This window comes from Fusobacterium necrogenes (assembly GCF_900450765.1).
Classification (GTDB): Bacteria; Fusobacteriota; Fusobacteriia; order Fusobacteriales; family Fusobacteriaceae; genus Fusobacterium_A; species Fusobacterium_A necrogenes.
This window is the reverse complement of sequence record NZ_UGGU01000003.1, coordinates 125505-149773: the sequence shown is the minus strand read 5'-3', so window position 1 is coordinate 149773 and position 24269 is coordinate 125505. Positions and strand designations below refer to the sequence as shown.

Annotated in this window: 23 protein-coding genes, 1 pseudogene and 1 riboswitch; of the genes and pseudogenes, 11 read left to right on the top strand and 13 right to left on the bottom strand. The window is 28.2% G+C overall.

Translation table 11 applies throughout. The features are described from left to right. Positions 1-75: 75 nt before the first annotated feature. Complete coding sequence (locus DYA59_RS01070; protein WP_115268520.1) at positions 76-1242, top strand: iron-containing alcohol dehydrogenase; 1167 nt, start codon at positions 76-78, stop codon at positions 1240-1242. Positions 1243-1537: 295 nt separating this feature from the next. Continuing rightward, positions 1538-2233 (top strand): YoaK family protein, encoded by a 696-nt coding sequence (locus DYA59_RS01065; protein ID WP_115268518.1) that lies wholly within the window; start codon positions 1538-1540, stop codon positions 2231-2233. A 74-nt stretch (positions 2234-2307) separates the two neighbouring features. On the opposite strand, the gene DYA59_RS01060 is transcribed toward DYA59_RS01065, so the two are convergent. The 4 genes from DYA59_RS01060 to DYA59_RS01045 all read right to left on the bottom strand — a co-directional run bounded on the left by DYA59_RS01060 (position 2308) and on the right by DYA59_RS01045 (position 8106). Then, positions 2308-4068, bottom strand: coding sequence for a hypothetical protein (locus tag DYA59_RS01060; protein WP_115268516.1), 1761 nt, complete (start codon positions 4066-4068; stop codon positions 2308-2310). A 17-nt stretch (positions 4069-4085) separates the two neighbouring features. Next, complete coding sequence (locus DYA59_RS01055; RefSeq protein ID WP_115268514.1) at positions 4086-6827, bottom strand: DEAD/DEAH box helicase; 2742 nt, start codon at positions 6825-6827, stop codon at positions 4086-4088. A 76-nt stretch (positions 6828-6903) separates the two neighbouring features. Further along, positions 6904-7398, bottom strand: a complete 495-nt coding sequence (locus DYA59_RS01050) for a GNAT family N-acetyltransferase (protein ID WP_115268512.1) — start codon at positions 7396-7398, stop codon at positions 6904-6906. Between the two features lie 12 nt (positions 7399-7410). Next, entirely contained in the window at positions 7411-8106 is a 696-nt protein-coding gene (locus DYA59_RS01045; protein WP_115268510.1) for an MBL fold metallo-hydrolase, read from the bottom strand. Between the two features lie 111 nt (positions 8107-8217). Between DYA59_RS01045 and DYA59_RS01040 the strand changes: the two genes are divergently transcribed. The 7 genes from DYA59_RS01040 to yqeC all read left to right on the top strand — a co-directional run bounded on the left by DYA59_RS01040 (position 8218) and on the right by yqeC (position 15338). Continuing rightward, entirely contained in the window at positions 8218-8586 is a 369-nt protein-coding gene (locus tag DYA59_RS01040) for a VOC family protein (RefSeq protein WP_115268508.1), read from the top strand. 175 nt (positions 8587-8761) lie between these two features. Beyond that, entirely contained in the window at positions 8762-9682 is a 921-nt protein-coding gene (gene glsA, locus DYA59_RS01035; RefSeq protein ID WP_115268506.1) for a glutaminase A, read from the top strand. Between the two features lie 54 nt (positions 9683-9736). After that, a complete protein-coding gene (locus tag DYA59_RS01030) occupies positions 9737-11098 on the top strand; it encodes an MATE family efflux transporter (protein ID WP_115268504.1) in 1362 nt (453 codons plus the stop codon). A 180-nt stretch (positions 11099-11278) separates the two neighbouring features. Continuing rightward, positions 11279-11365: riboswitch (SAM riboswitch) on the top strand. An 81-nt stretch (positions 11366-11446) separates the two neighbouring features. Further along, positions 11447-12457: a methionine ABC transporter ATP-binding protein gene (locus tag DYA59_RS01025; protein WP_115271420.1), complete on the top strand. Its 1011-nt coding sequence runs from the start codon at positions 11447-11449 to the stop codon at positions 12455-12457. Next, a complete protein-coding gene (locus tag DYA59_RS01020) occupies positions 12447-13094 on the top strand; it encodes a methionine ABC transporter permease (RefSeq protein ID WP_115268502.1) in 648 nt (215 codons plus the stop codon). Before DYA59_RS01025 ends, DYA59_RS01020 begins: the two co-directional genes overlap by 11 nt. A 29-nt stretch (positions 13095-13123) precedes the next feature. Then, complete coding sequence (locus tag DYA59_RS01015; protein WP_115268500.1) at positions 13124-13906, top strand: MetQ/NlpA family ABC transporter substrate-binding protein; 783 nt, start codon at positions 13124-13126, stop codon at positions 13904-13906. 136 nt (positions 13907-14042) lie between these two features. After that, complete coding sequence (gene yqeC / locus DYA59_RS01010) at positions 14043-15338, top strand: selenium cofactor biosynthesis protein YqeC (protein ID WP_115268498.1); 1296 nt, start codon at positions 14043-14045, stop codon at positions 15336-15338. A gap of 228 nt (positions 15339-15566) precedes the next feature. Here the strand turns inward: yqeC and rplT are convergent, their stop codons facing one another. The 3 genes and pseudogenes from rplT to infC form a co-directional block, all read right to left on the bottom strand. Beyond that, positions 15567-15917, bottom strand: a complete 351-nt coding sequence (gene rplT / locus DYA59_RS01005; protein ID WP_115268496.1) for a 50S ribosomal protein L20 — start codon at positions 15915-15917, stop codon at positions 15567-15569. 50 nt (positions 15918-15967) lie between these two features. Beyond that, complete coding sequence (rpmI, locus tag DYA59_RS01000) at positions 15968-16174, bottom strand: 50S ribosomal protein L35 (protein WP_115268495.1); 207 nt, start codon at positions 16172-16174, stop codon at positions 15968-15970. Between the two features lie 37 nt (positions 16175-16211). Continuing rightward, positions 16212-16747 (bottom strand): annotated as a pseudogene (gene infC, locus DYA59_RS00995) (translation initiation factor IF-3). Positions 16748-17017: 270 nt separating this feature from the next. Here infC and brnQ point away from each other — a divergent pair. Further along, the gene (gene brnQ / locus DYA59_RS00990) at positions 17018-18307 is read left to right on the top strand and encodes a branched-chain amino acid transport system II carrier protein (protein WP_115268491.1); all 1290 of its coding nucleotides are present in this window, start codon (positions 17018-17020) and stop codon (positions 18305-18307) included. A 76-nt stretch (positions 18308-18383) separates the two neighbouring features. Here the strand turns inward: brnQ and rpsP are convergent, their stop codons facing one another. The 3 genes from rpsP to ylxM are packed head-to-tail and all read right to left on the bottom strand — an operon-like array spanning position 18384 to position 20377. After that, positions 18384-18647 carry a 30S ribosomal protein S16 gene (rpsP, locus tag DYA59_RS00985; RefSeq protein WP_005883475.1) on the bottom strand — a complete coding sequence of 88 codons (264 nt, stop codon included), beginning with the start codon at positions 18645-18647 and terminating at the stop codon, positions 18384-18386. A 57-nt stretch (positions 18648-18704) separates the two neighbouring features. Further along, on the bottom strand, positions 18705-20054 hold the full coding sequence (ffh, locus tag DYA59_RS00980; protein WP_115268489.1) for a signal recognition particle protein: 1350 nt from the start codon (positions 20052-20054) through the stop codon (positions 18705-18707). Between the two features lie 11 nt (positions 20055-20065). Continuing rightward, a complete protein-coding gene (gene ylxM / locus DYA59_RS00975) occupies positions 20066-20377 on the bottom strand; it encodes a YlxM family DNA-binding protein (RefSeq protein ID WP_172606926.1) in 312 nt (103 codons plus the stop codon). A 201-nt stretch (positions 20378-20578) separates the two neighbouring features. On the opposite strand from ylxM, the gene DYA59_RS00970 reads away from it, so the two are divergent. After that, positions 20579-21142 carry a 6-pyruvoyl trahydropterin synthase family protein gene (locus DYA59_RS00970; protein WP_115268485.1) on the top strand — a complete coding sequence of 188 codons (564 nt, stop codon included), beginning with the start codon at positions 20579-20581 and terminating at the stop codon, positions 21140-21142. Positions 21143-21252: 110 nt separating this feature from the next. Here DYA59_RS00970 and DYA59_RS00965 read toward each other — a convergent pair whose 3' ends face one another. The 3 genes from DYA59_RS00965 to DYA59_RS00955 are packed head-to-tail and all read right to left on the bottom strand — an operon-like array spanning position 21253 to position 24188. Continuing rightward, positions 21253-22260 carry an ATP-binding cassette domain-containing protein gene (locus tag DYA59_RS00965; protein ID WP_407918890.1) on the bottom strand — a complete coding sequence of 336 codons (1008 nt, stop codon included), beginning with the start codon at positions 22258-22260 and terminating at the stop codon, positions 21253-21255. Next, positions 22250-22969: a GTP-binding protein gene (locus tag DYA59_RS00960; RefSeq protein ID WP_115268483.1), complete on the bottom strand. Its 720-nt coding sequence runs from the start codon at positions 22967-22969 to the stop codon at positions 22250-22252. The genes DYA59_RS00965 and DYA59_RS00960 overlap by 11 nt, the downstream gene beginning before the upstream one ends. 1 nt (position 22970) lies before the next feature. Continuing rightward, positions 22971-24188 carry an ABC transporter substrate-binding protein gene (locus DYA59_RS00955; protein WP_115268481.1) on the bottom strand — a complete coding sequence of 406 codons (1218 nt, stop codon included), beginning with the start codon at positions 24186-24188 and terminating at the stop codon, positions 22971-22973. Positions 24189-24269 lie beyond the last annotated feature (81 nt).

Genomic DNA, 24269 nt, shown 5'->3' with positions numbered 1-24269 from the left:
TTCTCTTGACTTAGAGTTAACTCCAAATACTATAATACAAATATAGAAAGAAAGCAAATAAATGGAGGTATTCAAATGAAATTTGACTTCAACTATTATAATCCAACTAAAATTTATTTTGGAAAAACAGCTCTTAACAATCTAAAAGAGGAATTAAAAAATTATGGTGAAAATATTCTTTTAGTATATGGAAAAAATTCAATTAAAAGAAGTGGTCTCTATGATAGAGTTATTGAAATTTTAAAAGAAACTAACAAAAAAGTTGTAGAATTAGCTGGAATAAAATCAAACCCTACTTATGATCAAATGATGGAAGGAGCAAGACTTGTCAAAGAAAATAATGTAGATTTAATTTTAGGAGTAGGTGGAGGATCTGTAATAGATTGTTCTAAAGGAATATCTGTATCAGCTTACTGTAATGGAGATCCTTGGCAAAAATACTGGGTAAATTTTGAAGAAGTTGATAACAAAATCATTCCAGTAGGAAGTATACTTACTATGGCTGGAACAGGATCTGAAATGAATGGTGGTTCTGTAATTACTCATGAAAAACAGATGTTAAAAAATGGAAGGGTTTTTTCTCCTGAGGTTTATCCTAAATTTTCTATTCTAAATCCAGAATATACTTACACTGTTCCTAAATATCAAATGATAAGTGGTATTTTTGATACTTTATCTCATCTGATGGAACAATACTTTTCAGGTAATGATAATAATACAACTGATTATATTATTGAAGGAGTTATGGAAGCTTTGATTGATAATGCAAGAGTAGCTATAAGAAACCCTGAGAATTATGAAGCTAGAAGTAATATTATGTGGTGTACAACTGTTGGATTAAATACAATTACAGGACTTTCAAAAACTCAAGATTGGGAAGTACATATGATAGAACATCAACTTGGAGCTTATACAGATTGTGCTCATGGAATTGGTCTTGCTATTATCTCTATTCCTTATTATAAATATATTTATAAACATGGATTAGATAAGTTTGTAAGATTTGCACAAAAAATCTGGAATGTAAATGGTGAAAATATGAGTAAGGAAGAGATTGCTCTTGCTGGAATCGAGAAACTTTCTGACTTTATAAAAGAACTTGGTATTCCTACAACATTAAGAGAAATTGGAACTACTGAAGATATGTTACCAAAAATCGCTAACTCTTGTGTGATTCTTGATAGTGGCTATAAAAAATTATCTCCTGAAGATATATTAAAAATTTTAAAATTAGCTTACTAAAGCAAAATGTGGTTATCAATTACTGTTGCTGCTTCATTGATTAATATGAGATTATTTGATTATACTCCAAAGAACTATTTATCTCAAGAAAAAAGCAAATAAACTAATATAGACAGGAAATAAGTTTATATTAAGATTATTTGCTTTTATTTTTATCAGAATGCTTTCTAAATTATACTAATTAAGTATTTTATTTATAGAATTTTTTTCTAATTTTATGATATAATAATACTAAGATTTTGAAAGATATACAATTTTAAAGTTATTTAAAAATTAAACAAGGAGTAATAAAATTATGAAGAATTTTAAAAATAAAGATAGGAGCCATGAATTAGAATGTGAAAAATTGTGGATATTTTTGACTCTGATGATGGTAAGTGGATTTTACGGAACTTTTACTTATACAACAAGAGGTGGAGTTTTTTCAAATGCTCAAACTGCAAACTTTCTTTTTTTAGCACTAAACTTAAGTTCTGGAAAAATTTTAGAGTCTCTTTACTATTTAATACCTATTTCAGCATATTTTCTAGGAGCAGTAATATCTGAAGCTATAAGTGGCCCTATAAAAAAATTAAATGATATTAGATGGGATACTATTCTAATTTTTATAGAGATAATAGTTGTATTATTTCTAGGATTGTTACCTGAAACTGCCCCTTATCAAATTTCACAGATCTTTATTAGTTTTATATGTTCAATGCAGTATAATACCTTTCAAAAAACAAGAAAAGTTCCAGTGGCAACAACTTTCTGTACAAATCATGTGAGACAAACTGGAACAAGTTTTGTAAATTTTATTAAATCTGGAGACAAGCAAGAAGCAAAAGATAAACTAAAAATACATCTTAAAATGATAGGGGCATTTATATTAGGTTGTTTCCTCGCAGCTATACTCTGTCGTATTTTTTTAGGTAAGGCTATTTTATTTACACTAATACCCCTACTTATAATGTTTGTCCGTTTATTAAGAGATGATATTTCTAGATATTAAAAATATTTAATTAATATAAAATGCACCTCTTATCCTTATTTGGGATTTTGGGTGCATTATATACTTTATACTATTTAAAAATTTACATAATAACCATGCTCTTTAAATAAATTAATTACTTCACTTACGTTTTCACTTTTTACTAAGAGATGAAAATCCTCCCCCTTCAAAACAAGTGGCCTAAATCTTTCATCCTTAGTAATAGTTTTTATAAGTTCCTTATCATTTTTTAATTTCAAAACTACAAATTGAGTCTCAGCCATTATTGCATTACTCTTCTCTAAAATATCATCAAAAAACTCTTTCCAAAGTTTATTAGGTTTTGAAGTTATTTTTGAATAAAATTCATCTATCCTTTGTTCAATCTCTTTTGAACTAGATATCCCTCTTAAGAAATTTTCCCTAGTAAATTTATATTTATTTGTAGCTATTCTTTGAGCTACTCTTTCTAAAAACATAATCTTAATTGGAGCATCTCCCATAATAGTTGCTATTAATCTATCTTCATCTAATATAACCTCTGCATCTTCTTTAGAGTTTTTAAAATCATACTCTTCTATTCTATCAAAACAATATCTTCCCAGCTCTGTAAATTTTATGTATTTAATTCCATCATATTTACTTAAATATCCATTTTTTAGATATAAGGAATTATTAATCGAAGGGTAATCATAGTAAATTTCAAATACCCCTAATACTCCTAAAATAAAAAGTACCGACTTTATAAAAGGTATTACAACATACATTTGGTATTTCTCATAGTTTAAAATCTTTGTTCTTTCATAGTTAGCCTCATTGATATAGATATAATCGTATGCATCTTTCACATCTATAATCTCAATAAACTCATCTCTATAAAGTATGGCCTTTATAATATTATCAATACTTACAACCTTATCATCTGGCATCTCATCTATCATTCTTTTAATAGTTGTAAATCCTCTTTTTATCTCTTCTTTAGATTTCCAAATATTTTTTACTCCCTTTAAATAATTTAAATATAAAGAAGTATAATGATAATTCTCTTCCTTTATGAGTTCCCCACTTATAAAATCTTTAACTATATTCTTTATATTTGAAACTTTAAAGTAGCTCTCATTGATATATTTTTCCTTCACTAAAAAAAAGAAAAGTGCTATTGTTTCTGTTTTTAAATAATCTAAATCTTTAGAGTCTTCATAGTATTCAGTTATATTACAATATTTTTTCATGTTGAGCTTAGATTCTTTTAATATCTTTGCACTACTTGAAAGTTTTACCCCACCTTGAGAATAAAACTCAAAATACATCTTAAAATTCTCTATAAACTCCCTTTCATTGTTATTAACTAAAGCTACTTTTACATTATTTTGAGCAACTATATTATATGATTCTGGTTTTTCCATAAATCGTCTTATTACCCTTACAATATCATAATCTAAGTATAAATACTCTCCTTTTTTGATATCCTTATCCACTTTGAAAAATAAAAATTCCTCTTTTAAATCTTTATTTATATCATAATTATTTTCTAATTTGAAAAACCTATCTTTATCTAATATAAAAAACTTTCCATTCCAAGCTATTTCTTCAAAAACTTCCCTTACATCTTTATCTAATTTTTCAAATATTGTACAAAATACCTCTTCTTTGGAATAAAATTGCTCTAATAAATCTAAGAAAGTTTGTTTATTAGTATTTTCGTTAATTAAAGAGATCTCAAAAAGCCCTAAATTACTCCCTATATATCCTTCAGCTATCCAATCTAGAAAGTATTTAGTATATAGCTTGAATAGTACCTCTTTTGAGTAAAAATCATTTACTGCCTCTCTAAATCTATCTTTACTTATCGCCATCTTTTCTCCCTAAATTTTTATTCTCCTAAAATAAATTCAATATCCTTTTCTGTAAGTGTCTTCAATGTTGTACTATCTTCAGATATCAAATTATCTAGGAGTTTTATCTTTGACTCCTGTAATTGGAGTATCTTTTCTTCAATTGTATCTTTTAGAATCAATTTATAAGAAAACACTGTTCTATCCTGTCCAAGTCTATAAGCTCTATCTACAGCCTGATTTTCAACTGTTTTATTCCACCATGGATCATATATGAATATAGTATCAGCAGCAGTAAGATTTAACCCTACTCCTCCGGTTTTTAATGTCATTACAAAAACTTTATATTTATTATCTTTTTGAAATTTGTTTACTAACAATTGTCTATCTTTTGTTGATCCACTCATAGATAAATACTTTATTCCATACTTTTCTAAATCTTCACAAATATTCTTTATAGAGCTTATATAGTTAGTAAACACGAGTACCTTATGTCCATTTTCAACAGCATCTAATATATTATTTATAAGAACCTCTCTCTTACTAGAAGTAACCCCTATACTTTTAACTTCTGGACAACTTGTAATCTGTCTTAATTCATTTAAAGCCTGAAGTATAAAAAATTGTGTTTTTCCAAATCCATTCTCTTTAATCTGAGAATGTACCATATTATAATAATAGTTTCTTCTCTCTTCATAAAGTTTCTTCTGCTCATGATTCATCTCTATATACATTGTTTTTTCTATTTTATCTGGTAAATCTTTTAAAACCTCTTTTTTTATTCTTCTTAAAATAAATGGATAAACTTTCTTCTTCAATTCATCTATAGCTTCCTGATCATTTTCCTTTTGAATAGGGATAGCATAATAATTATTAAACTCCTCCATAGTTCCAAACATAGATGGATTTAAAAATCTAAATAAGGAATATAATTCACTCAAATTATTTTCTATCGGTGTTCCACTCAAAGCTATTCTATGTTTTGCATTAAGTAGCATAATTGCTTTAGTGGTTTGCGCGTTTACATTTTTTATGTTTTGAGATTCATCTAATATCACAGCATCAAAAATATAATCTCTTATAATTTCAATATCATTTCTTATTGTTCCATAAGTTGTAAGTACCACACTATTCTTTTTAATAATATCTCTGTTTCTAAAATTTCCATAATAAATTCCAACTTTTAACCTAGGACTGAATCTTTTTATTTCACTTTCCCAATTATATATGAGAGATTTTGGCATAATTACTAAACTTTTTTTCCCTTTTTCTTCATGTAATCTTGTCAGTACTGAGATTGCTTGTAACGTTTTTCCAAGTCCCATATCATCAGCCAAACATCCTCCTAAATTATTATCCATCAAATAAGATAACCATTTATATCCATACTCTTGATACTCTCTTAATTGTGCTTTTATCTTTGGTAATTCAATTGGATAATCCTTTATATTGTTCATCCCTTTAAAAAAATCTCTAGTTTTATTCATCTCTTCTGAGAAAATTTTATCTTCTATTAACTCTTCTACAAGAGGTAAATCAAAAAATGAAAGTTTTACCTTTTTTTTATCACTATCTTTAAAAATTCTTTCAAGTTTTTCTATATATTTTTTATTAATTAAAGCACTTGTTCCATCACTCAACATTATATAAGAATCTTTTCTATAGGAAGATAATACATCTAGAATAGAAAATTTTTCCCCTTCGATCTCTAATTCTACCTCTCCTTCTAAGAAATCTATTGAGTGAGTAAATTTTCCTATAACTTTAGGTTTTACAGCTTTTATATTATATTTTCTCAATTTATCAGTTCCTACAACTTTATATTTTGAAGCTAATTGTAACAAATCTTGCATAATAAACTCTTTTGCAAGTTTTTCTTGCATAATAATAAAATTACTTTCATCTAAATAATAACTTGCTCTCACTTTTAAATTTTTCTGATTTTTTACTAGAAGTTTTATAATATCTTCTATCGCTTCAGAAATCTTACTGATATCTATCTTACAGATGGATATCTTTTTTTCCATATTATTCACTATAGCTACTTTATCAATTTCATGTTTATTCAAAAAATCATAATGCATTCCAGACACCATAAGTGTCACTTGAAGATACAAACTATTATCATGAGAGATTTTTTCTATAATTAATTGAGGATTAGGAGTATTCTTTTCTCCTTCTACAACCTTATAGTTTTTATATTCTATCTCAATATTCTTAAAGTACTTTATAGTAAGAGTTAAAAAATTTTCTAGTCCTGATTCATCTATTGTTCCAACTAGCTCCTTCAATGTATGAAAATCATTACTCTCCATATCTATTATATAAAAAATATCATCAGCTAAAATTAAATCTTCATTTATTATTACAAAATCATTTATAGCTCCATTGAGCAATAGTTCTGTTGTAAGAACGGTACTAGTATTTTCTTTCTCTTTAATTATCAAAGAGAGAGTATTATCTCTTTTTATCCATTTAAGTCTCTCCATTTTCTCATTTACAAATATTGGATTATCAATCAAATACTCTATTAAGTCTGGATGTTCACTTAAATAAGGCTCTTCATATTCATTTTCCCAGTCTATGAAGAAGCTATCCTCTTTTATTTCTTTTATATATGTCAAAATTGCAGCAGAAGTCTTATCTATACCCTCATCTATTTCAATATTCTCTAATATCTTTCCATTAGAATCAACTGGAGTAATATAGGCTCCTCTTTGGTCCATTTTTAACATAAAATATATCTTCTTTAATACATTAGCTCTCTTTTCTAAGTTCATAACTTTTTCTACCCTTACTATCCTTAATTTTTATTCAGAGTATATTATATCAAAAAATACGAATTTTATCAATATTTTATTTACTCTTTAACTCTAAATACATATCATTCCATTTAGCTCCACCGTGTGAAGAAACTGATACCCCTAGATGTTTAAAGCCAAACTTAGAATAATAATGTACTAGTTGATCTTTACAAGTTAATATCACTGCTTTTTTACTTCTTTTTTTACTCAAATTTATTAATTCGTCTAAAAGTTTTCCTGCTATACCCTGCTTTCTATATTCAGGTATTACATCTAATCCAAAAACTGTCTGATAATTTCCAGTAGGTTTATGTAGCTTTGTATTATGATATAACTCATCTGAAAGCTCTGGAACATGAATTGTACAACCATTTATAAAACCTATTACTCTCCCATCTTTTTCAGCTACTAAAAAATTTTCACTAAAGGCTTCAAATCTAGTTCTCAATGTCTCTCTGTCAGCTGCTTCTGCTACCGGAAAACACTCTAATTCTATATCAGCTATTCTATCTAAATCTTCTTTTTTAGCAAATCTTATCTTTAACATCTTTCTTTTTCCTTATATTTCAAATATTTTTTCACAATTTTTTTTAAATTTTATTACATTTATATCAACTCTTTTTTCCAAATTCTCAGCTATACTATAGTTATCCCACATATGCATTGGAATTATATTTTTCACTTCAATTCTTTTTATAAAATCCTCTATACCTAAAAAACTATTTTTTTCTAATCTTGGATCAACAGGATAAAATAAATAGTCAACTTTCTCTACATTTTCTACTATTTTTTCCATTTTTTTCATATAGAGATCTCTCATCTCTTTCTCCTCTTCCGGCGTATCATCTGACCAAGCCCACCAATTTAAATCTCCAGAATGAAAAAATATCTTTCCATCACATTTGACTAAATAAGATGTTCCTAAATCAGTTGAGCCAAAAACTTTTATCTCCGCTTCAGCTATACTTAAAATGTCTCCCTCTTTTACAAAATATTTTTTTATTTCAGCTTCAATATCATCACTTAAAATATAGTTTATGTTTGGATTTTTCTCTTTCCATTTTAAAATTTCTTTATTAAAATGATCTCCATGTCCATGAGATGAAAATACTATTACATGTTTATCACTGATTACAAAATTTTCTACTTTAAAATCTCCACTATTTCTCTTAGGTTCCATATAATAATCAAAGACCAATCTATAATTTTCTGTTTCTACTGCAAACCCACTATGATAAATATAAAAAATTTTCATTTTTACCTCCTAAATATTACTATTCCATATATTATAACCCCTAAGATTATTTTTGACAACTTTTATTCTTCTTTGTTATAATTTATTTATCAATATTTAAGGAGGATTAATATGTTTAAATTTAATCATTTTAATTTCAATGTATTAGATTTAGAAAATAGTTTAAAATTTTATAAAGAAGCTCTTGGATTGAAAGAAGTAAGAAGAAAAGAAGCTCAAGATGGTAGTTATAAGCTAGTTTATCTAGGGGATGGCGAAGGACATTTCTCCCTTGAACTCACTTGGCTCAGAGATAGAAAAGAAAAATATGATTTAGGTGACGAAGAATTCCATCTAGCTATCACCGCTGAAAACTATGAAGAAGCCTATAAAAAACATAAAGAAATGGGAATTATTATCTATGAAAATCCAGCTATGGGAATCTATTTCATAGGAGATCCAGATGGTTATTGGATAGAGATAGTGCCAGTTAGAAAATAATATTATAAAAAGAGGAGCCTATACAACTATAGACTCCTCTTTTTTTGGGGAAAGAATTTTATGAATTAATTACTACATCTTTTTGACGAAATTTTTTTGGAAAAAGTTTAAATTATTTTATTTTTTTGATATAATTATTTTGAATATTTAAAATATAATTATATGGAGTGTATAAATGAATTTAAATGAACTTTTAGATAAATTAGTTATAAAAAATAGACCTATTTGTGAGCTTGGACATCTTGCTAACTATATCCCAGAACTTGATAGGGCTCCTAAAGGTGCTCTTGGTATCTTTATAACAGATATAAATGGAAATAAATACTGTGCTGGAGATTGGAATAATAAATTTACTATTCAAAGTATATCTAAACTAATTACTCTTATGTTAGCTATACTAGATAATGGAGAAGATTATGTTTTTTCAAAAGTTGGAATGGAGCCAACTGGTGATCCATTTAATTCAATAGTTAAACTTGAAACTTCCAATGGAAAAAAACCTTACAATCCTATGATTAATGCTGGTGCTATTGCTGTTTCATCTATGATAAAAGGGAAGGATGCTAAAGAGAAATTTGACCGTCTTTTAGATTTTTTTAAATTAATCTCAGAAGATAATACATTGGATGTTGACTATAAAGTATATTGTAGCGAAAGTGAAACAGGTAATAGAAATAGATCAATGGGATATTTTTTAAAGAGTGAAGGTATTATAGATGGAAATGTAGAAGATGCTTTAACAGTATATTTTAAACAATGTTCTATTGAAGTAACAGCAGAAACACTTTCTAAAATAGCTGTATTTTTACTAAATAATGGTAGATTATCTACTGGTGAGGAAATTATTCCTACAAGAGTTGCCACTATTATAAAAACTCTTATGGTTACATGTGGGATGTATGATAATTCTGGTGAATTTGCTATAAGGGTTGGTATTCCATCTAAAAGTGGCGTAGGTGGTGGTATTTTATCTGTTGTTCCTGGTAAAATGGCAATTGGAGTTTATGCTCCATCTTTAGATGAAAAGGGAAATCCAATTGCTGGGGTAGCTCTTTTAGAAGATCTATCTAAAGAATTAAATCTCACTATTTTCTAAATTGTAATTTTATCTTATCTAAAAGAACTAATATTTTTAAAATGAGGTGGAAAAATGTTTAAAGCTATTGACCTAAAAAAGGATTCAATCACAAGGCTATTTTTTAATTTTTCAATACCTGCTGTTACTGGTATGATGGTTAATGCTCTCTATGCCATTGTAGATGGAATTTTTATTGGACAAGGGGTTGGTGCAGCTGGACTTGCTGCTGTAAATATAGCTTACCCTATTATTAACCTAGGAATTGCTATAAGTTTATTAATTGGAACTGGTGGAGCTACTTTGATGTCTCTACGTCCTAAAAATATAAAATTTAAAAATACCTGTTTCTCATATATAGTTACTTTGAATATTATTTTTTACATTCTCATTTTAGCCTTAGTTCTAATTAGTGGAGATAGATTGATATTTTTGTTAGGTTCTAGTGAACAGTTACTTTTACAAGTTAAAATATATCTCTATACTTGCATCATTGCTATGATATTTTTAATGCTATCTAATAGCTTAAATGCTGTAGTCAGAAATGATAAAGCTCCAGTATATGCTTTCATATCTATGCTTATTGGAGCTATCACTAATGTATTTTTAGATTGGTTATTTATTATAATATTTAAGTGGGGAGTCTTTGGAGGAGCTTTTGCTACAGCTATTGGACAATTATTTTCATTTTTATTTTTAGTAAAATACTTTTATAGAATAGATTGTAAATTAAAATATAAATTCCAAAAAATAAAGATGCCTTTTCTTAAAAATATTATCTCTATTGGTTTTCCATCATTTACAATAGAGTTTACAGCAGCACTTACAAATGCACTCTTCAATATCTCTTTTATGAGATTTTTAGGAGAAATAGGAGTATCAGCTTACTGTATTGTTGCATACATTTGTTATATATTTAGATGCTTATTTACTGGATTATCTCAAGGAATACAACCTATTATAAGCTATAACTATGGAATAAAAGAGTATGAGAGAGTTAAAAAAACATATAGATTAGGACATATAGTAACTTTCTTTATATCTTCATCTATACTCCTAACTATAATATTCTTTGGAAAATATTTAGTAAAATTATTTAATAATGATAAAGCTCTTGTAGATTTAGCAGCACATGGATTGATTTTATTTGCAAGTGCTATTATCTTTCAAGGAGCAAATTTTATTAATATATCATACTTACAATCTAAAGGGATGACAAAGTTATCAAATATAATTTCTTCATTGAGGAGCATTGTATTTTTTATAATTTCAATAATTATACTTCCATTATTCTTGAGAGAAACTGGTGTCTGGCTATCTCTTCCAGCTTCAGATTTTATGTGTTTTATTATTAGTATTATTATCCTTAGAAAAGAACTTCCCTTTTCATTTAAATTGCCTAAGAAAAAAGAGAAAAGAAAATTTATAAAATTATAAAATGAAAGTAAACTTATAGAAACTAAAAAATTGAAGAATATAAAATTTATTTACAAAAATATAAAGATTTTTTCTCGTTTCTATTCCTAAAAAATAAATTCCAATAAAAGATTTTTATATTTTCAAAAAAAGTATTGACATTTTTATAAAAAAATTATATCATAACTCTAACAAAGAAATTAACCATCAAGAGAAACCGAGGGACTGGCCCAAAGAAGTTTCAGCAACCTGCTTTAAAGTGTGGTGCTAATTCCAGAAAGATGGATAGAACTAAAAAGCTCTATTATATCTCTATTACTTGATGGTAATAGAGATTTTTTTACTAATAAATATCTACAGGAGGTAAGAATGATAGAGATACAAAACATAAATAAAATATATCCTAATGGCTATCATGCCGTTAAAAATGTATCTTTAGAAATAAAAACAGGGGATATTTTTGGAGTAATTGGACTTAGTGGTGCTGGAAAATCTTCTTTAATAAGACTCATAAACAGACTTGAAGAACCAACAGATGGAAAAATTATAATAGATGGTATTGATATTACAGCTCTTTCTAAAGCAGAGTTATTAGAAAGAAGAAAAAAAATAGGAATGATTTTCCAACATTTTAATCTACTTTCTTCAAGGACAGTAGGAGAAAATATAGCTTTTTCCCTAGAGATTGCTAATTGGAAAAAATCTGATATAGACAGGAGAGTTAAAGAACTTTTAAAGGTAGTTGAACTTTCTGATAAAGAAAATTACTATCCATCACAGTTATCTGGCGGACAAAAGCAAAGAGTAGCCATAGCTAGAGCATTAGCAAATAATCCAGATATACTACTATCTGACGAAGCTACTTCAGCCCTAGATCCTAAAACAACTAAATCAATACTGGAATTAATAAAAAATATAAAAAAACAATTTGGGCTTACAGTTGTGATGATAACTCATCAAATGGAAGTAATCAGAGATATTTGTAATCGAGTAGCTGTAATGTCTGATGGAAAAATTGTAGAATCTGGAAGTGTCCACCATATTTTCTCTAATCCACAAACTGAAGTTACAAAGGAACTAATTTCTTATCTTCCAGCTGACGAAAAGCAAGGAATAGAGATAATGAAAACAAAGGGTAAGTCAATAGTTAGACTCGATTTTTTAGGCACAATGGCTGAAGAACCTATAATTTCTCAAGCTGTGAGAACCTTCAATATAGATCTTAGTATAATTGGAGGATCTATTGATAATTTATCTACTATGAAGGTAGGACACCTATTTATAGAACTTTCTGGAAATATTGATCAGCAAAAAGAAGCTATATCTTGGTTTAAAAATGAAGCAGGAGTACTCACAGAGGTGATATACAATGGTATTTAGTATGATATGGACATCTACATTAGAAACATTATACATGGTTTTTTTCTCAACATTTTTTTCACTATTAATTGGATTTCCAATAGGAATACTTCTTACAATTACAAAAGAAGGAAATATTTTGGAAAAACCTAAACTCAACAAAGTACTAGATTTTGTAATCAATACCTTAAGATCATTCCCTTTTATTATACTTATGATACTTCTTTTTCCTCTTTCAAGAATAATAGTAGGAACAACAATAGGAAGTACTGCAGCAATAGTACCTCTTTCTATCTCAGCAGCTCCATTTGTAGCCAGAATGATAGAGGGTGCTTTAAACGAAGTAGATAAAGGTCTCATTGAAGCTAGTTCTAGTATGGGAGCAAATAACTGGACAATAATATTTAAAGTTATGATACCTGAAACTATGCCTCATATACTACATGGTATAACTGTTACTATAGTAAGTCTTATTGGATTTTCAGCTATGGCAGGAACAATTGGTGCTGGTGGATTAGGAGATCTAGCTATCAGATTTGGATATCAAAGATTTAAAACAGATATCATGATATACGCAGTAATAGTTATTATTATAGTAGTTCAAATCTTACAATCACTCGGAGATTATTTAGTTTACAGATCAAAAAAAAATAGATAAATAACATAAAACATAAGGGAGAGGATAATATGAAATTATCAGTTAAAACACTTTTATTAGCAGGACTTTTAACACTAGGTATTAATTCTGTAGCTGGAGAATTAAAAGTTGGAGCTACTCCTGTTCCACATGCTGAACTTTTAAATTTAATAAAAGATGATTTAAAAGCTCAAGGAGTAGATTTAAAAGTTATAGAGTTCACTGACTATGTGACTCCAAATCTTTCATTAGCTGATGGTGAAATAGATGCTAATTATTTTCAACACTATCCATACTTAGAAAAATTTGCAAACGAAAGAAATCTAAAACTTGTTTCAGCTGCAAAAATTCATGTAGAACCATTAGGAGTATTTTCTAAAAAATATACAAAGCTTGAAGATATACCAGCAAAAGCTACTGTTGCTATCCCTAACGATCCATCTAATGGTGGAAGAGCACTTATATTATTACATAATAAAGGACTTATCAAATTAGCTGATCCTAATAATCTATATGCAACAGAATTTGATATTGTTGAAAATCCTAAAAAATTAAAATTCAAACCTATTGAAGCTCCACAACTTCCTAGGGTTTTACCAGATGTAGCTGCTGCTGTAATCAATGGTAACTATGCTTTAGAAGCTGGATTTTCTCCGGTAAAAGATGCTTTAGTTCTAGAAGGGGAAGAATCTCCTTATGCTAATATTTTAGCTGTAAGAGAAGGAGATGAAAAAAAAGAAGATATAGTTAAACTTATTCAAGCTTTACAAAGTGAAAAAGTAAAACAATATATTCTATCTAATTATAATGGTGGAGTTGTCGCTACATTTTAATAAGTTTTAAATCAATTTATATTAATAAACTAGAAGAGAATTATTACAAATTTTATTGTAATATTCTCTTCTTTTTATTATTTATACTTGAATAAAATTCTCTTCTATCATAAAATATAAAAAAAGGAGGTGGATTATGTTAGTAAAAGTATTTGATATAAAAAAAGGAGATGTTATTACTATTACAGGTGCTGGTGGAAAAACCTCTCTTATGTTTTCTTTAGCTAGAGAACTCTCTGTTTCTGGAAAAGTATTAATAACTACAACTACTAAAATCTTTCTCCCAAAACCTGAAGAATTTGAAGTATTAATAACAGCTAATAACAAAATTAAAGGGCTTTCAAAAAATATCTTTGTCTATGGGGAAAAGCTAGAAAATAATAAGCTTTATTCTCCTTCATATGATAAGATTTACAATTTAAAAAAAGAATTTGACTATATATTAATAGAAGGTGATGGAGCTAAAGAGAAAAAAATAAAAGCTTGGAGTGATACAGAACCTTGTATTCCCCCTTTTTCAACAAAAACTATCGGAGTAATCAATTTAGATATCCTAAATTTAAAGTTAGAGAAAAATAATATTCATAGATTTGAAATTTTTAAAGAGAAATTTAGCCTCTATATAAATAAAATTGCAAACAAGTATTTCTTAAAAGATTATATTAAATTTGGTGATTTTTTTAAATGTTCTTCAAATACAAATAACTACTTATTTTTTAATGGAATAGATGGAGATAATTATCTTGAAAAATTTTCACAAACCTTAGAAATTTGTAATCAGCTAAAAAAAGAAAATTGTCCATACAATTTTATTCTAGGTTCACTTTATCATAACTATTTTTTTAAATACATTCCTACTGATGCAATAGTTATGGCTTCAGGATATTCAAAGAGAATGGGAAAAAATAAATTACAACTTCCTTATAGAGATACAAACCTACTTGGATATACCTTAGAAAAATTATCTTTTCTACCTTTTTATAACATATATGTATGTGGAAGAGAAAAATGGGTAAAAGATTTGACTAAAAATTTTGGATACAATTATCTTGAAAATAAAAGATCTCAATTTGGACAAAGTGAAAGTATAAAGCTTGGTATAAACAATTCATCAGGAGAAGGAATTGTTTTTTTTACTGCTGATCAACCTCTTTTGACAAAAAATACTCTTCTAAAAATTTATTTCAATTTTTTGAGATACAATTATATTACAATTCCAAGAGCCGAAGGTCAATCTTTTTCTCCAGTATTTTTTCCTAAAAATAAAAGAGAAGATTTGTTAAAACTAGAGGGAGATACTGGTGGTCGAGAAATTATAAAAAAAACAGCCCTTATCTCTTTTGTAGACTTCCAAGATAAAAAAGAGTTTCTAGATATTGATACTCCTGAAGAATACCAAAATATATTGTCGTATCAAATTGATAACAAATAAAATAAAAATAGCAGACTTTTGTCTGCTATTTTTACTAATCTATATTAAAATATCTTGGGGAAAGATTTATTACAAACTTATTATATCTTTCCTTTGTGACAACTTCGTTACATTTAAATATTTTTTTATTTTTTTTTAATTTTTTTTTTACATATATATGAATATCATAAAAAAACTTTGAAAGTTCTCTTTCCTTTCAAAGCCTTTTATTTTATAATATAATTTAAATTATAGAGCTGATTTTGCAGTTTCTACTAATTTTGTGAACTCTGCTGAATTGTTTAAAGCTATATCCGCTAAAACTTTTCTATCTAATACAATTCCAGCTTTCTTAAGACCATTCATTAAAGTTGAATATGTCAATCCATTTAATCTAGCAGCTGTATTTATTCTGATTATCCATAATTGTCTCATTCTTCTCTTAGTTACTTTTCTATCTCTTGTAGAATAAGCTGCTGCTTTCATTGTAGCTTGTTTAGCTTGTTTTATAACGTCTCCAGAAGCACCTCTAAATCCCTTAGCTGCTTTTAAAACTTTTTTATGCTTTCTTCTTCTAACTATACCAGTTTTAACTCTCATTACATTTCCTCCTAATTATTTATCGAAAATATGCTTTTATGCTAAATTAATTATCTTCCTGCTCCATATGGTAATAAAGCTTCCATGTGTCTTGTTAAAGTTTCAGTTACTACGAAATCTTTCTTTAGGTTATTTTTTCTTTTTCTATCTTTCTTAGTTAAAATATGACTTTTTCCTGAGTGTTTTACTACAAATTTACCTGTCCCTGTAACTTTTATTCTTTTTTTAGCTCCTTTATGAGTCTTCATTTTTGGCATAATAATGTCCTCCTCTCAAATATATAAATCTTTATTATTAATTTTTCTTTGGCGATAAGATTACATGTTTTTGCTTATCGTTGTATTTTTTATCTGCTTCAGCTATTTCAGCAAATTTATCAGCTATCTCATCCAATGTATCTACACCCAAAGTAGAATGCATTTTTTCTCTTCCAAATAGCACTAGTGTCACTTTAACTTTATTTTCTTTTTCTAAGAATTTTTTAATCTGAGACATCTTAGTTTCTAAGTCATGACTATCTATTCTAGCTGTTACTTTTATTTCTTTTACAATTGTTTGTTTTTGATTTTTCTTCGCTTCCTTTGCTTTTCTCATCTGTTCATATCTGTATTTCCCAAAATCCATTATTTTACATACAGGTGGTTTAGCAGTAGCTGCTATCTCAACTAGATCTAATCCTTCTTGTCTAGCTAATTCAAGTGCTGCATTAACACTCATCACTCCTAATTGTTCCCCAGAAGATGAGATTATTCTAAACTCTTTTCCTTTTATTTTTTCATTAATTCTAATTTTCTCAGTAATAATAAGCACCTCCATTCTAAATTATAAATAAAAACAGGACAAACTATGCCCTGTATCTCTAACTTTTATAATAAATAAACGTAACTATCATTAAAAAAAGCTTTTGACCTTGTGTAAGCTAATGCCCATAAGGTGAGAAACAGGTAGTTTCTTCTTTTAAATATCTATTTAACTATATCATTATAATAGATTGATTATAATTTGTCAAGATATTTTTTTATAAAGTCTTAATTTAATTTGACATTGATAAAATATTTTTATAAAATATACTAAAACTTGAATATTTAAGGAGGAAAATTATGTATAAGAAAAAAGATGTCATTGTCACAGGCTTTGCTCTTTTTGCAATGCTGTTTGGTGCCGGAAATTTAATTTTTCCACCTATGGTTGGATTTATAAATGGAGATGAATGGATCCCTGCTGCCATTGGTTTTATCCTAACAGGAGCTGGTTTTCCACTTTTAGCTATATTTACCTCTGCTTTTGCTGGAAAAGATTTAGATAGCTTTGCTAAAAGAGTATCTCCAAAATTTAGTAAATTTTTTAATATAGCTTTGATTCTTTCTATAGGTCCACTACTTGCTCTACCTAGAACTGGAGCTACTGCCTTTGAGATGATTTTTCCCAAAAATTCTACTAATTACAGTATTTATAATATTGTTTTCATAATTATTTTCTTTGGGATATCTCTACTTTTTTCACTTAAATCTAGTAAAGTAGTAGATAGAGTCGGTGCTATTTTGACACCTATTCTTTTAGTAGTTCTTGCTATTATAATTTTTAAGGGTGTATTTATTCCTCTAGGTAAGTCTATTCCACTTGAAAAAGAAATTACTCCATTCAAATATGGATTTTTAAATGGTTATCAAACAATGGACACTCTTGCCGCTATTGTTTTCTCAGATATAATTTTAAAATCTATCAGAAAAGATAGAGAACTATCTCCTAATCAAGAGGTTTCTTTCCTTATACAAGCTAGTTTCATAGCTATTGGTGGTCTTGCAATAGTTTATGGTGGTTTGGGATACATAGGAAGTACTGTAACTAATATTCTCCCTGCAGGAATTGGAAGTGTTGAACTTCTTACTTCTACAGCTAAATTACTCCTTGGAAATTTTGGAAAAATTATCTTAGGTATTTGTGTTACTGGTGCTTGTCTTACAACAGCAATTGGACTTACTGCGACTGTTGCCGATTATTTTAGTGATCTAACTAAAATATCATATGAAAAATTAGCTGTTATAACTACTATTATAAGTATAATTTTTGCTATGTTTGGGGTTGATATCATAATCAAATTAGCTGTGCCTGTTTTAGTATTCTTATATCCTATTGCAATTGCATTAATATTTTTAAATATCTTAAAAAATAAAATTACAAATGATAATATTTTCATTGGGACTGTCGTAGGAGCTGGAATTATAAGTGGTTATGAAGCATTACAAACTATAGGAATAAAACTTTCTTTCTTCACAAGTATTTATTCTTTACTTCCACTAGAATCTTTTGGACTTGCTTGGGTCTTACCAGCAATAATTGGAGGAGTTCTCTTTAAATTCATTCCAAAGAAGAATAGCAGTAACTATTAGATTAACTCCTACAAAATAGCAACTTAAGAAAAATAAAAAAGGGACTACTATGATGTCCCTTAATTTTTTTAATCAATTATCTTTTTTTAGCTTCTTCGAACTTTGCCCATACTCCAGCTTTAACTAAAATTGATTTTACAGTTCTAGTTGGTTGAGCTCCGTTTAATAAGAATTTTACTATTTCTTCCTCTTTTAATACTACTCTAGAGTCTTCTAATGGGAAGTAGTTTCCTAAATAAGCAACTGCTTTACCATCTCTTTTTGATAATGCTTCCATAGCTACAACTCTATAAGAAGGTCTTTTTTTGTCTCCTAATCTAGTTAATCTTAATTTTAACATAAATTTCACGTCTCCTTTTATTATTTATATTTTAATCTTTAAGTTATTTATTAATTTTTAGAATGGAAATTTTCCACCCTTTCCACCTTTAAATCCACCAAATGATGGTAATGAAGGCATTTTTCCACCGCTGAACATTTTCATCATAGCTTTCATTTGCTCAAATTGCTTTAAAAGTCTATTTACATCTGCTACTTCTGTTCCACTTCCTTTAGCAATTCTTTGCTTTCTACTAGCTTTTAATATTTCAGGTTTCTTTCTTTCCTCTTTAGTCATAGATTGAATTATCGCTTCTACCTTTTTCATCTCTTTTTCAGCAGGAGCTAAATCTCCAATCTGTCCCATACCTGGTATCATTTTTAAAATACTTCCTAATGAACCAAGCTTTTTAATATTTTGTAGTTGTTTTAAAAAATCATCTAAATCAAATTTCTGAGTTCTAATTTTTTCTTCTAATGACTTTGCATCTTCTTCATCTATTGCACTTTGTGCTTTTTCAACTAGTGATACAACATCTCCCATTCCTAATATTCTTGAAACAAGTCTTTCTGGATGGAAAAGCTCTATATCATCAATTTTCTCTCCAACTCCTACAAATTTTATAGGCTTTCCTACAACTGCTTTTATTGAAAGAGCAGCTCCTCCTCTAGTATCTCCATCTAATTTTGTAAGTACTACTCCATCTATATTCAATACATTATTAAATGACTCTGCTAAGTTTACAGCATCTTGTCCTATCATAGCATCTACTACTAATAGTATCTCTTGCGGTCTAGTTAATCTTTTTATCTCTTTTAACTCATCCATAAGCTTTTCATCTATATGAAGTCTTCCTGCTGTATCTATTATCATATAAGTAGAACCTAACTCTTTAGCTTTTGCAAGTCCTCTTTCACAAATTCCAATAACATCTTGATGATTTTCTTCTGAATAAACTTCTATTCCTATTTGTTCTCCTAAAACTTGTAATTGTTTGATAGCTGCTGGCCTATATACGTCAGCTCCTACCATCAGAACTTTTTCACCTTGCTTTTTTAAATAGTTACCTAATTTAGCGGCAAAAGTAGTTTTTCCTGCTCCTTGTAATCCTGCAAGCATAAGTACAGTAGGATTTCTTACTCCCTTAGTAAGTCTAGCATTAGTTCCACCTAAAAGTTCTACTAATTCATCATTTACTATTTTTATAAACTGTTGCCCTGGATTTATTCCTTTTAAAACATCAGTTCCAATAGCTTTTTCCTGAATTTTTGCAGTGAAATCCTTCACCACTTTATAGTTAACGTCAGCTTCTAGAAGAGACATCTTAACCTCTCTAAGAGCATCTTTTATATTACTTTCACTCAGTTTTCCATGTCCTCTAACTTTTTTAAATATCTCTTGAAACCTAGAGCCTAAATTATCTAACATATTCACCTCTGCTAAAATAGTTTTTCTATTATCTCATCTAGTCTTTCTTTCTTGAAATCTTCTTTCAAGCTTAAGAGTTCATTATATACTCTTTTTTCTCTTTCATGAAATCCTAGCTTCTCTTCATATTCTCTCAGTTGTTTTATTCCTCTTTTTATATTATCATATACTGCCTGTCTACTCACACCATTATTTTTAGCTATCTCCGAAAGAGATAAATCTTCTTCAAAGTGATTAATTAAATATTCTTTCTGCTTATCACTTAACAGATTTCTATAATAATCTAATAGGGTTGAAACTTCTAAAAACTCATCTAATTCCATTATATCACCAGCATATTATATAAGATTATACAAAAACTGTCAAGTGTTTTTTCTTTACAAATTTATATAATTATTGTTTTTATTATTAAATTGTAATTATTACAAATTTATAAAAATTTCATTGACTTATTTTTTTATTAATGCTATACTTATATCAAGAAGAACAAATGAGTTAAAATATTTTAAAAGGAGGATTAAACTATGAGAAGTATTACAAGTTTTGATTTACAATATGCACACAGATTTTATAAATTTAAAGGAGAGGCTCAATATTTACATGGACATACTGGAGTTCTTACTATAGAAGTAGAAGATTCTGTCAATGAAGGGGTAAACATGGTATTCCCTTGCAACGAGATCAAAAAAACAGCTTGGGAAGTTTTACAAAACTTTGATCATTCACTTATTTTAAGAGAAGATGATCCACTTTTACCAGCTATTTTAAAAGTTTATGAAGAAACTGGAATTAAAGATGGGGCTCCTCAAAATACTATGAAAGGACCTGCATTTAAAACTGAATTAGCTACAGCATATCCAGATGCTCGTCTAGTTGTTACTAAAGAAACATTAACAGTTGAAGGTATGATCAAAATAGTTTATGATTTATTAAAAGATAAATTAAATATTGCTAAAATTACTTTTACTAGTGGAGTTAATGCTGCTTCTGCGGAGTTTACAACTAAAAATAATATAGAGCGTTGTCCTCTTTGTGGAATTTCATTGGATGAACATGGAGCTTGTCCTAAATGTGGATATAAAAAATAAATAAAATAGGAGTGTTAAACCACTCCTATTTTATTTTAAAAATTTAATAGTTACTTTCTTAAAAAATCTACTATAGAATCTTTTTAAAATATATTATATTTATAAAAGTTTCACATGTCTAACTGTAGTTTTTCTCCATATCTAAGCTTATTTCTCATTCCTTGAATAATATTATCAAGTTTTGTTAAATCTTCTAATATTCCCCTCTCTTCTTCAGTAATATTCATAATTTTATAAATACCACCATTATTTATAACTATTCTCTTATCTCCCATAAGAGCAAGTAAAGGGTCATGTGTAGCCATTAAAACTATTTTTTCCTCTCCTACAAGTAAGTCTAAAGCTTTTTTTCTATCTATACCTGCATTTTCTATCTCATCTATAAGAACTATTGGAGAGGTACTTAATATTGCTGTATCTGCTATCATAAGTGCTCTTGATTGTCCACCACTTAAACTTGTAATTGGGGCATCTATTTTAAATTTCTCTCCAGCTAATTCATTAGCTTTTTCAAAAATTCTTTGAATTACTTCTTCTTCATTCTCAACCATTCTACTCTTAGCATGTAACTCTAAAAATTCATAAACAGTTAAGTCCATTACAAAGTTCATATTTTGTGAAAGTTGAGCTACCAATTTATTACTTGATGAAAATCTACTTTTCTTATCAAGAGGTTTCCCATTTACTAAAATAGTTCTTTTTGTTGGTGTATCTCCTTGAGCTCCCCACTCTATATCTGCTAATAATCTACTTTTTCCACTTCCAGTAGGACCCACTATTGAGATTATCTCCCCTTTATGAATAATAAATTCACCAAACTCCTCTTTCTCTCCAAATTTATTTATTCCAGCTAAAATTGTCATCTCCTCTATACTATTATCTTCTATCCCTAGTATCTCAATCATTTGATTAACAAATTCAACTAAATTTTCTATAAATTTCTCTTTATCTAATGATTTTTCTTCTAAAATAGTCTCATCATAACCATTTAAAATCTCTGCTATATTCAGCTCTAACTTTATATCTATCTGATTATCCTTTAAAAACTCCTCTACAAAAGGATATTTCTCTATAATTATTTTTAACTTATTCTCTAACAAAAATTTTCTACTTACCACAACTTCCTCCTTTACAAGAAGAGCTTAAATCTATCTTTCTAACATTTCCCATCTGATGTTCCTCTCCAATTCTAGTCTCCCCTAAACAATAAGAACATAGAGCTGATGGCATAGAAAATCTTAAACTTTTTCCCTTTAGACTTTCTAACTTCTCATCCTCATCATAAATAAGAGTTCCAAATTCATAAGCTCCCTGTCCATTAAGTCCATTTACGTGCATAATAGTAGCCTTAGGATTTACAGACATTACTCTTGATGAAAAAACCTCTCTCTCTGCCTGAGATACTATATCTCCCTTTGTTATTACTACTATATCTGCACTCTTTAACATTGGTCCTATTTTTTTAGGAGTATTCACACCACTTAGATTATCTATTACACATACAGCCTTTATATCCTTTATATATGGTGAACACCTATTACACAGCCCCGCACTCTCTGTAATAAGGACATCTAAACTTTCTTCTATCCCCCATTTTACAACTTCTTCAATATTGCTTACAAAGTAGTGATCTGGACATAGAGAACCTGATAAACCCTTTCTAACTGGAACTCCTATTTTTTCATACAATTTATCATCATCAGTATATAAGCAATCAAATTTCACTACTCCTACTTTAATCCCTCTTTGTTTAAAACTCTCTATTGTCTTTATTATCAAGGAAGTTTTTCCAGATGATGGTGGTCCTGATATTGTTACTAAATTCATCTTATTCCTCCTCACTTGCTTTAAAGAATATATCTTTTGTTTTCTCTAATATTTCGCCGATATTATTATTACGTATGTAATCCCAACCACACCACATAAATTTCTTTCCTTCTATTCTATTATCTACATTTGGATTTACAGTAGGAAATAGTCCTTGATGTGAAAATACTTTTCCTACCTCTTCTCCTGCTAAATAATCTACAAGTTTTTTTATTTTTTCTGCTTTATCCTTTTTAGTAAGCATAAATATTGGAGAAATTGCAGCCCCATCACTTGGCCATACTGGTACCATTGGTCCATCAGCTTTTATCATCTTTGTAAAGAAATATGGCATAATAGTAACTGTCGGAGTGTTAGATTTCATTTTATCCGACTTTACCATTTGAGATGGATGTAAATTTTCTAATAAAGCTCTTCCTAAATTTGCTACTCCCTCCTCTCCATAATTTTTATTTATATTTATTAAAATAGAATTGAATAAATCAAAATCTGATATTGGTAAACTTACAGATTTTCTAAACTCTGGTTTTAATAAATCTGCCCAAGATTTTGGTATCTCCCTATCTCCTAACATATTCTTATTTACTAAAAATACAGCTGGCACTACTCCTAACATAGAATAATCTCCATCTGGATCTTTTAAAGAAATTTCTTCATTTTGGAAATCTTTATTATATTTTTCTATACCTGTGATGTCTTTAAATATGTGTTCTTTTTTAAATTTTCCCATAAGTCTTTCTTCAAAAAATAGATCAAAACCTGCTGATATAAATATATCTGCTAACCTTTCAGGATGATTAGCTTTTATGACATCATCTTTTAGCCAATCAAGTCCAGCTGATGCAGCTTTTAATTCATATTTTACTTTTATATCTGGGTTTTCTTCTAAAAATTTTGTAAAACCTTCTAATAGTGGTATTCTTATTGGACAAGGTAAAAGTCCCATAACTGTTATTTCTTCATCTTTAACAATATTTTTTTTCATCGTAATATCTACACTGTCTCTACTTTGATTAATAAATTCATTTAGCATCTCTACAAAAGTTTCTACATTTATTTTTTTAGATACTAAAGCATTTTTTAAGCTCAACTTTCCTAACATACTTTTTATACTTTCATTATTCAAATTATTAAATCCTTTTGACTCTAAAAATTCTATACTTTCTGGATATTTTTCACATATCTCTAATAGTGTCATATTCTCATGTATATATCTCATAATCTCCTCCATTTAATCTTTTCTATTTTCGTAAACATTATATTATATACTACAAAAAAAATCAGTAACATATGTTACTGA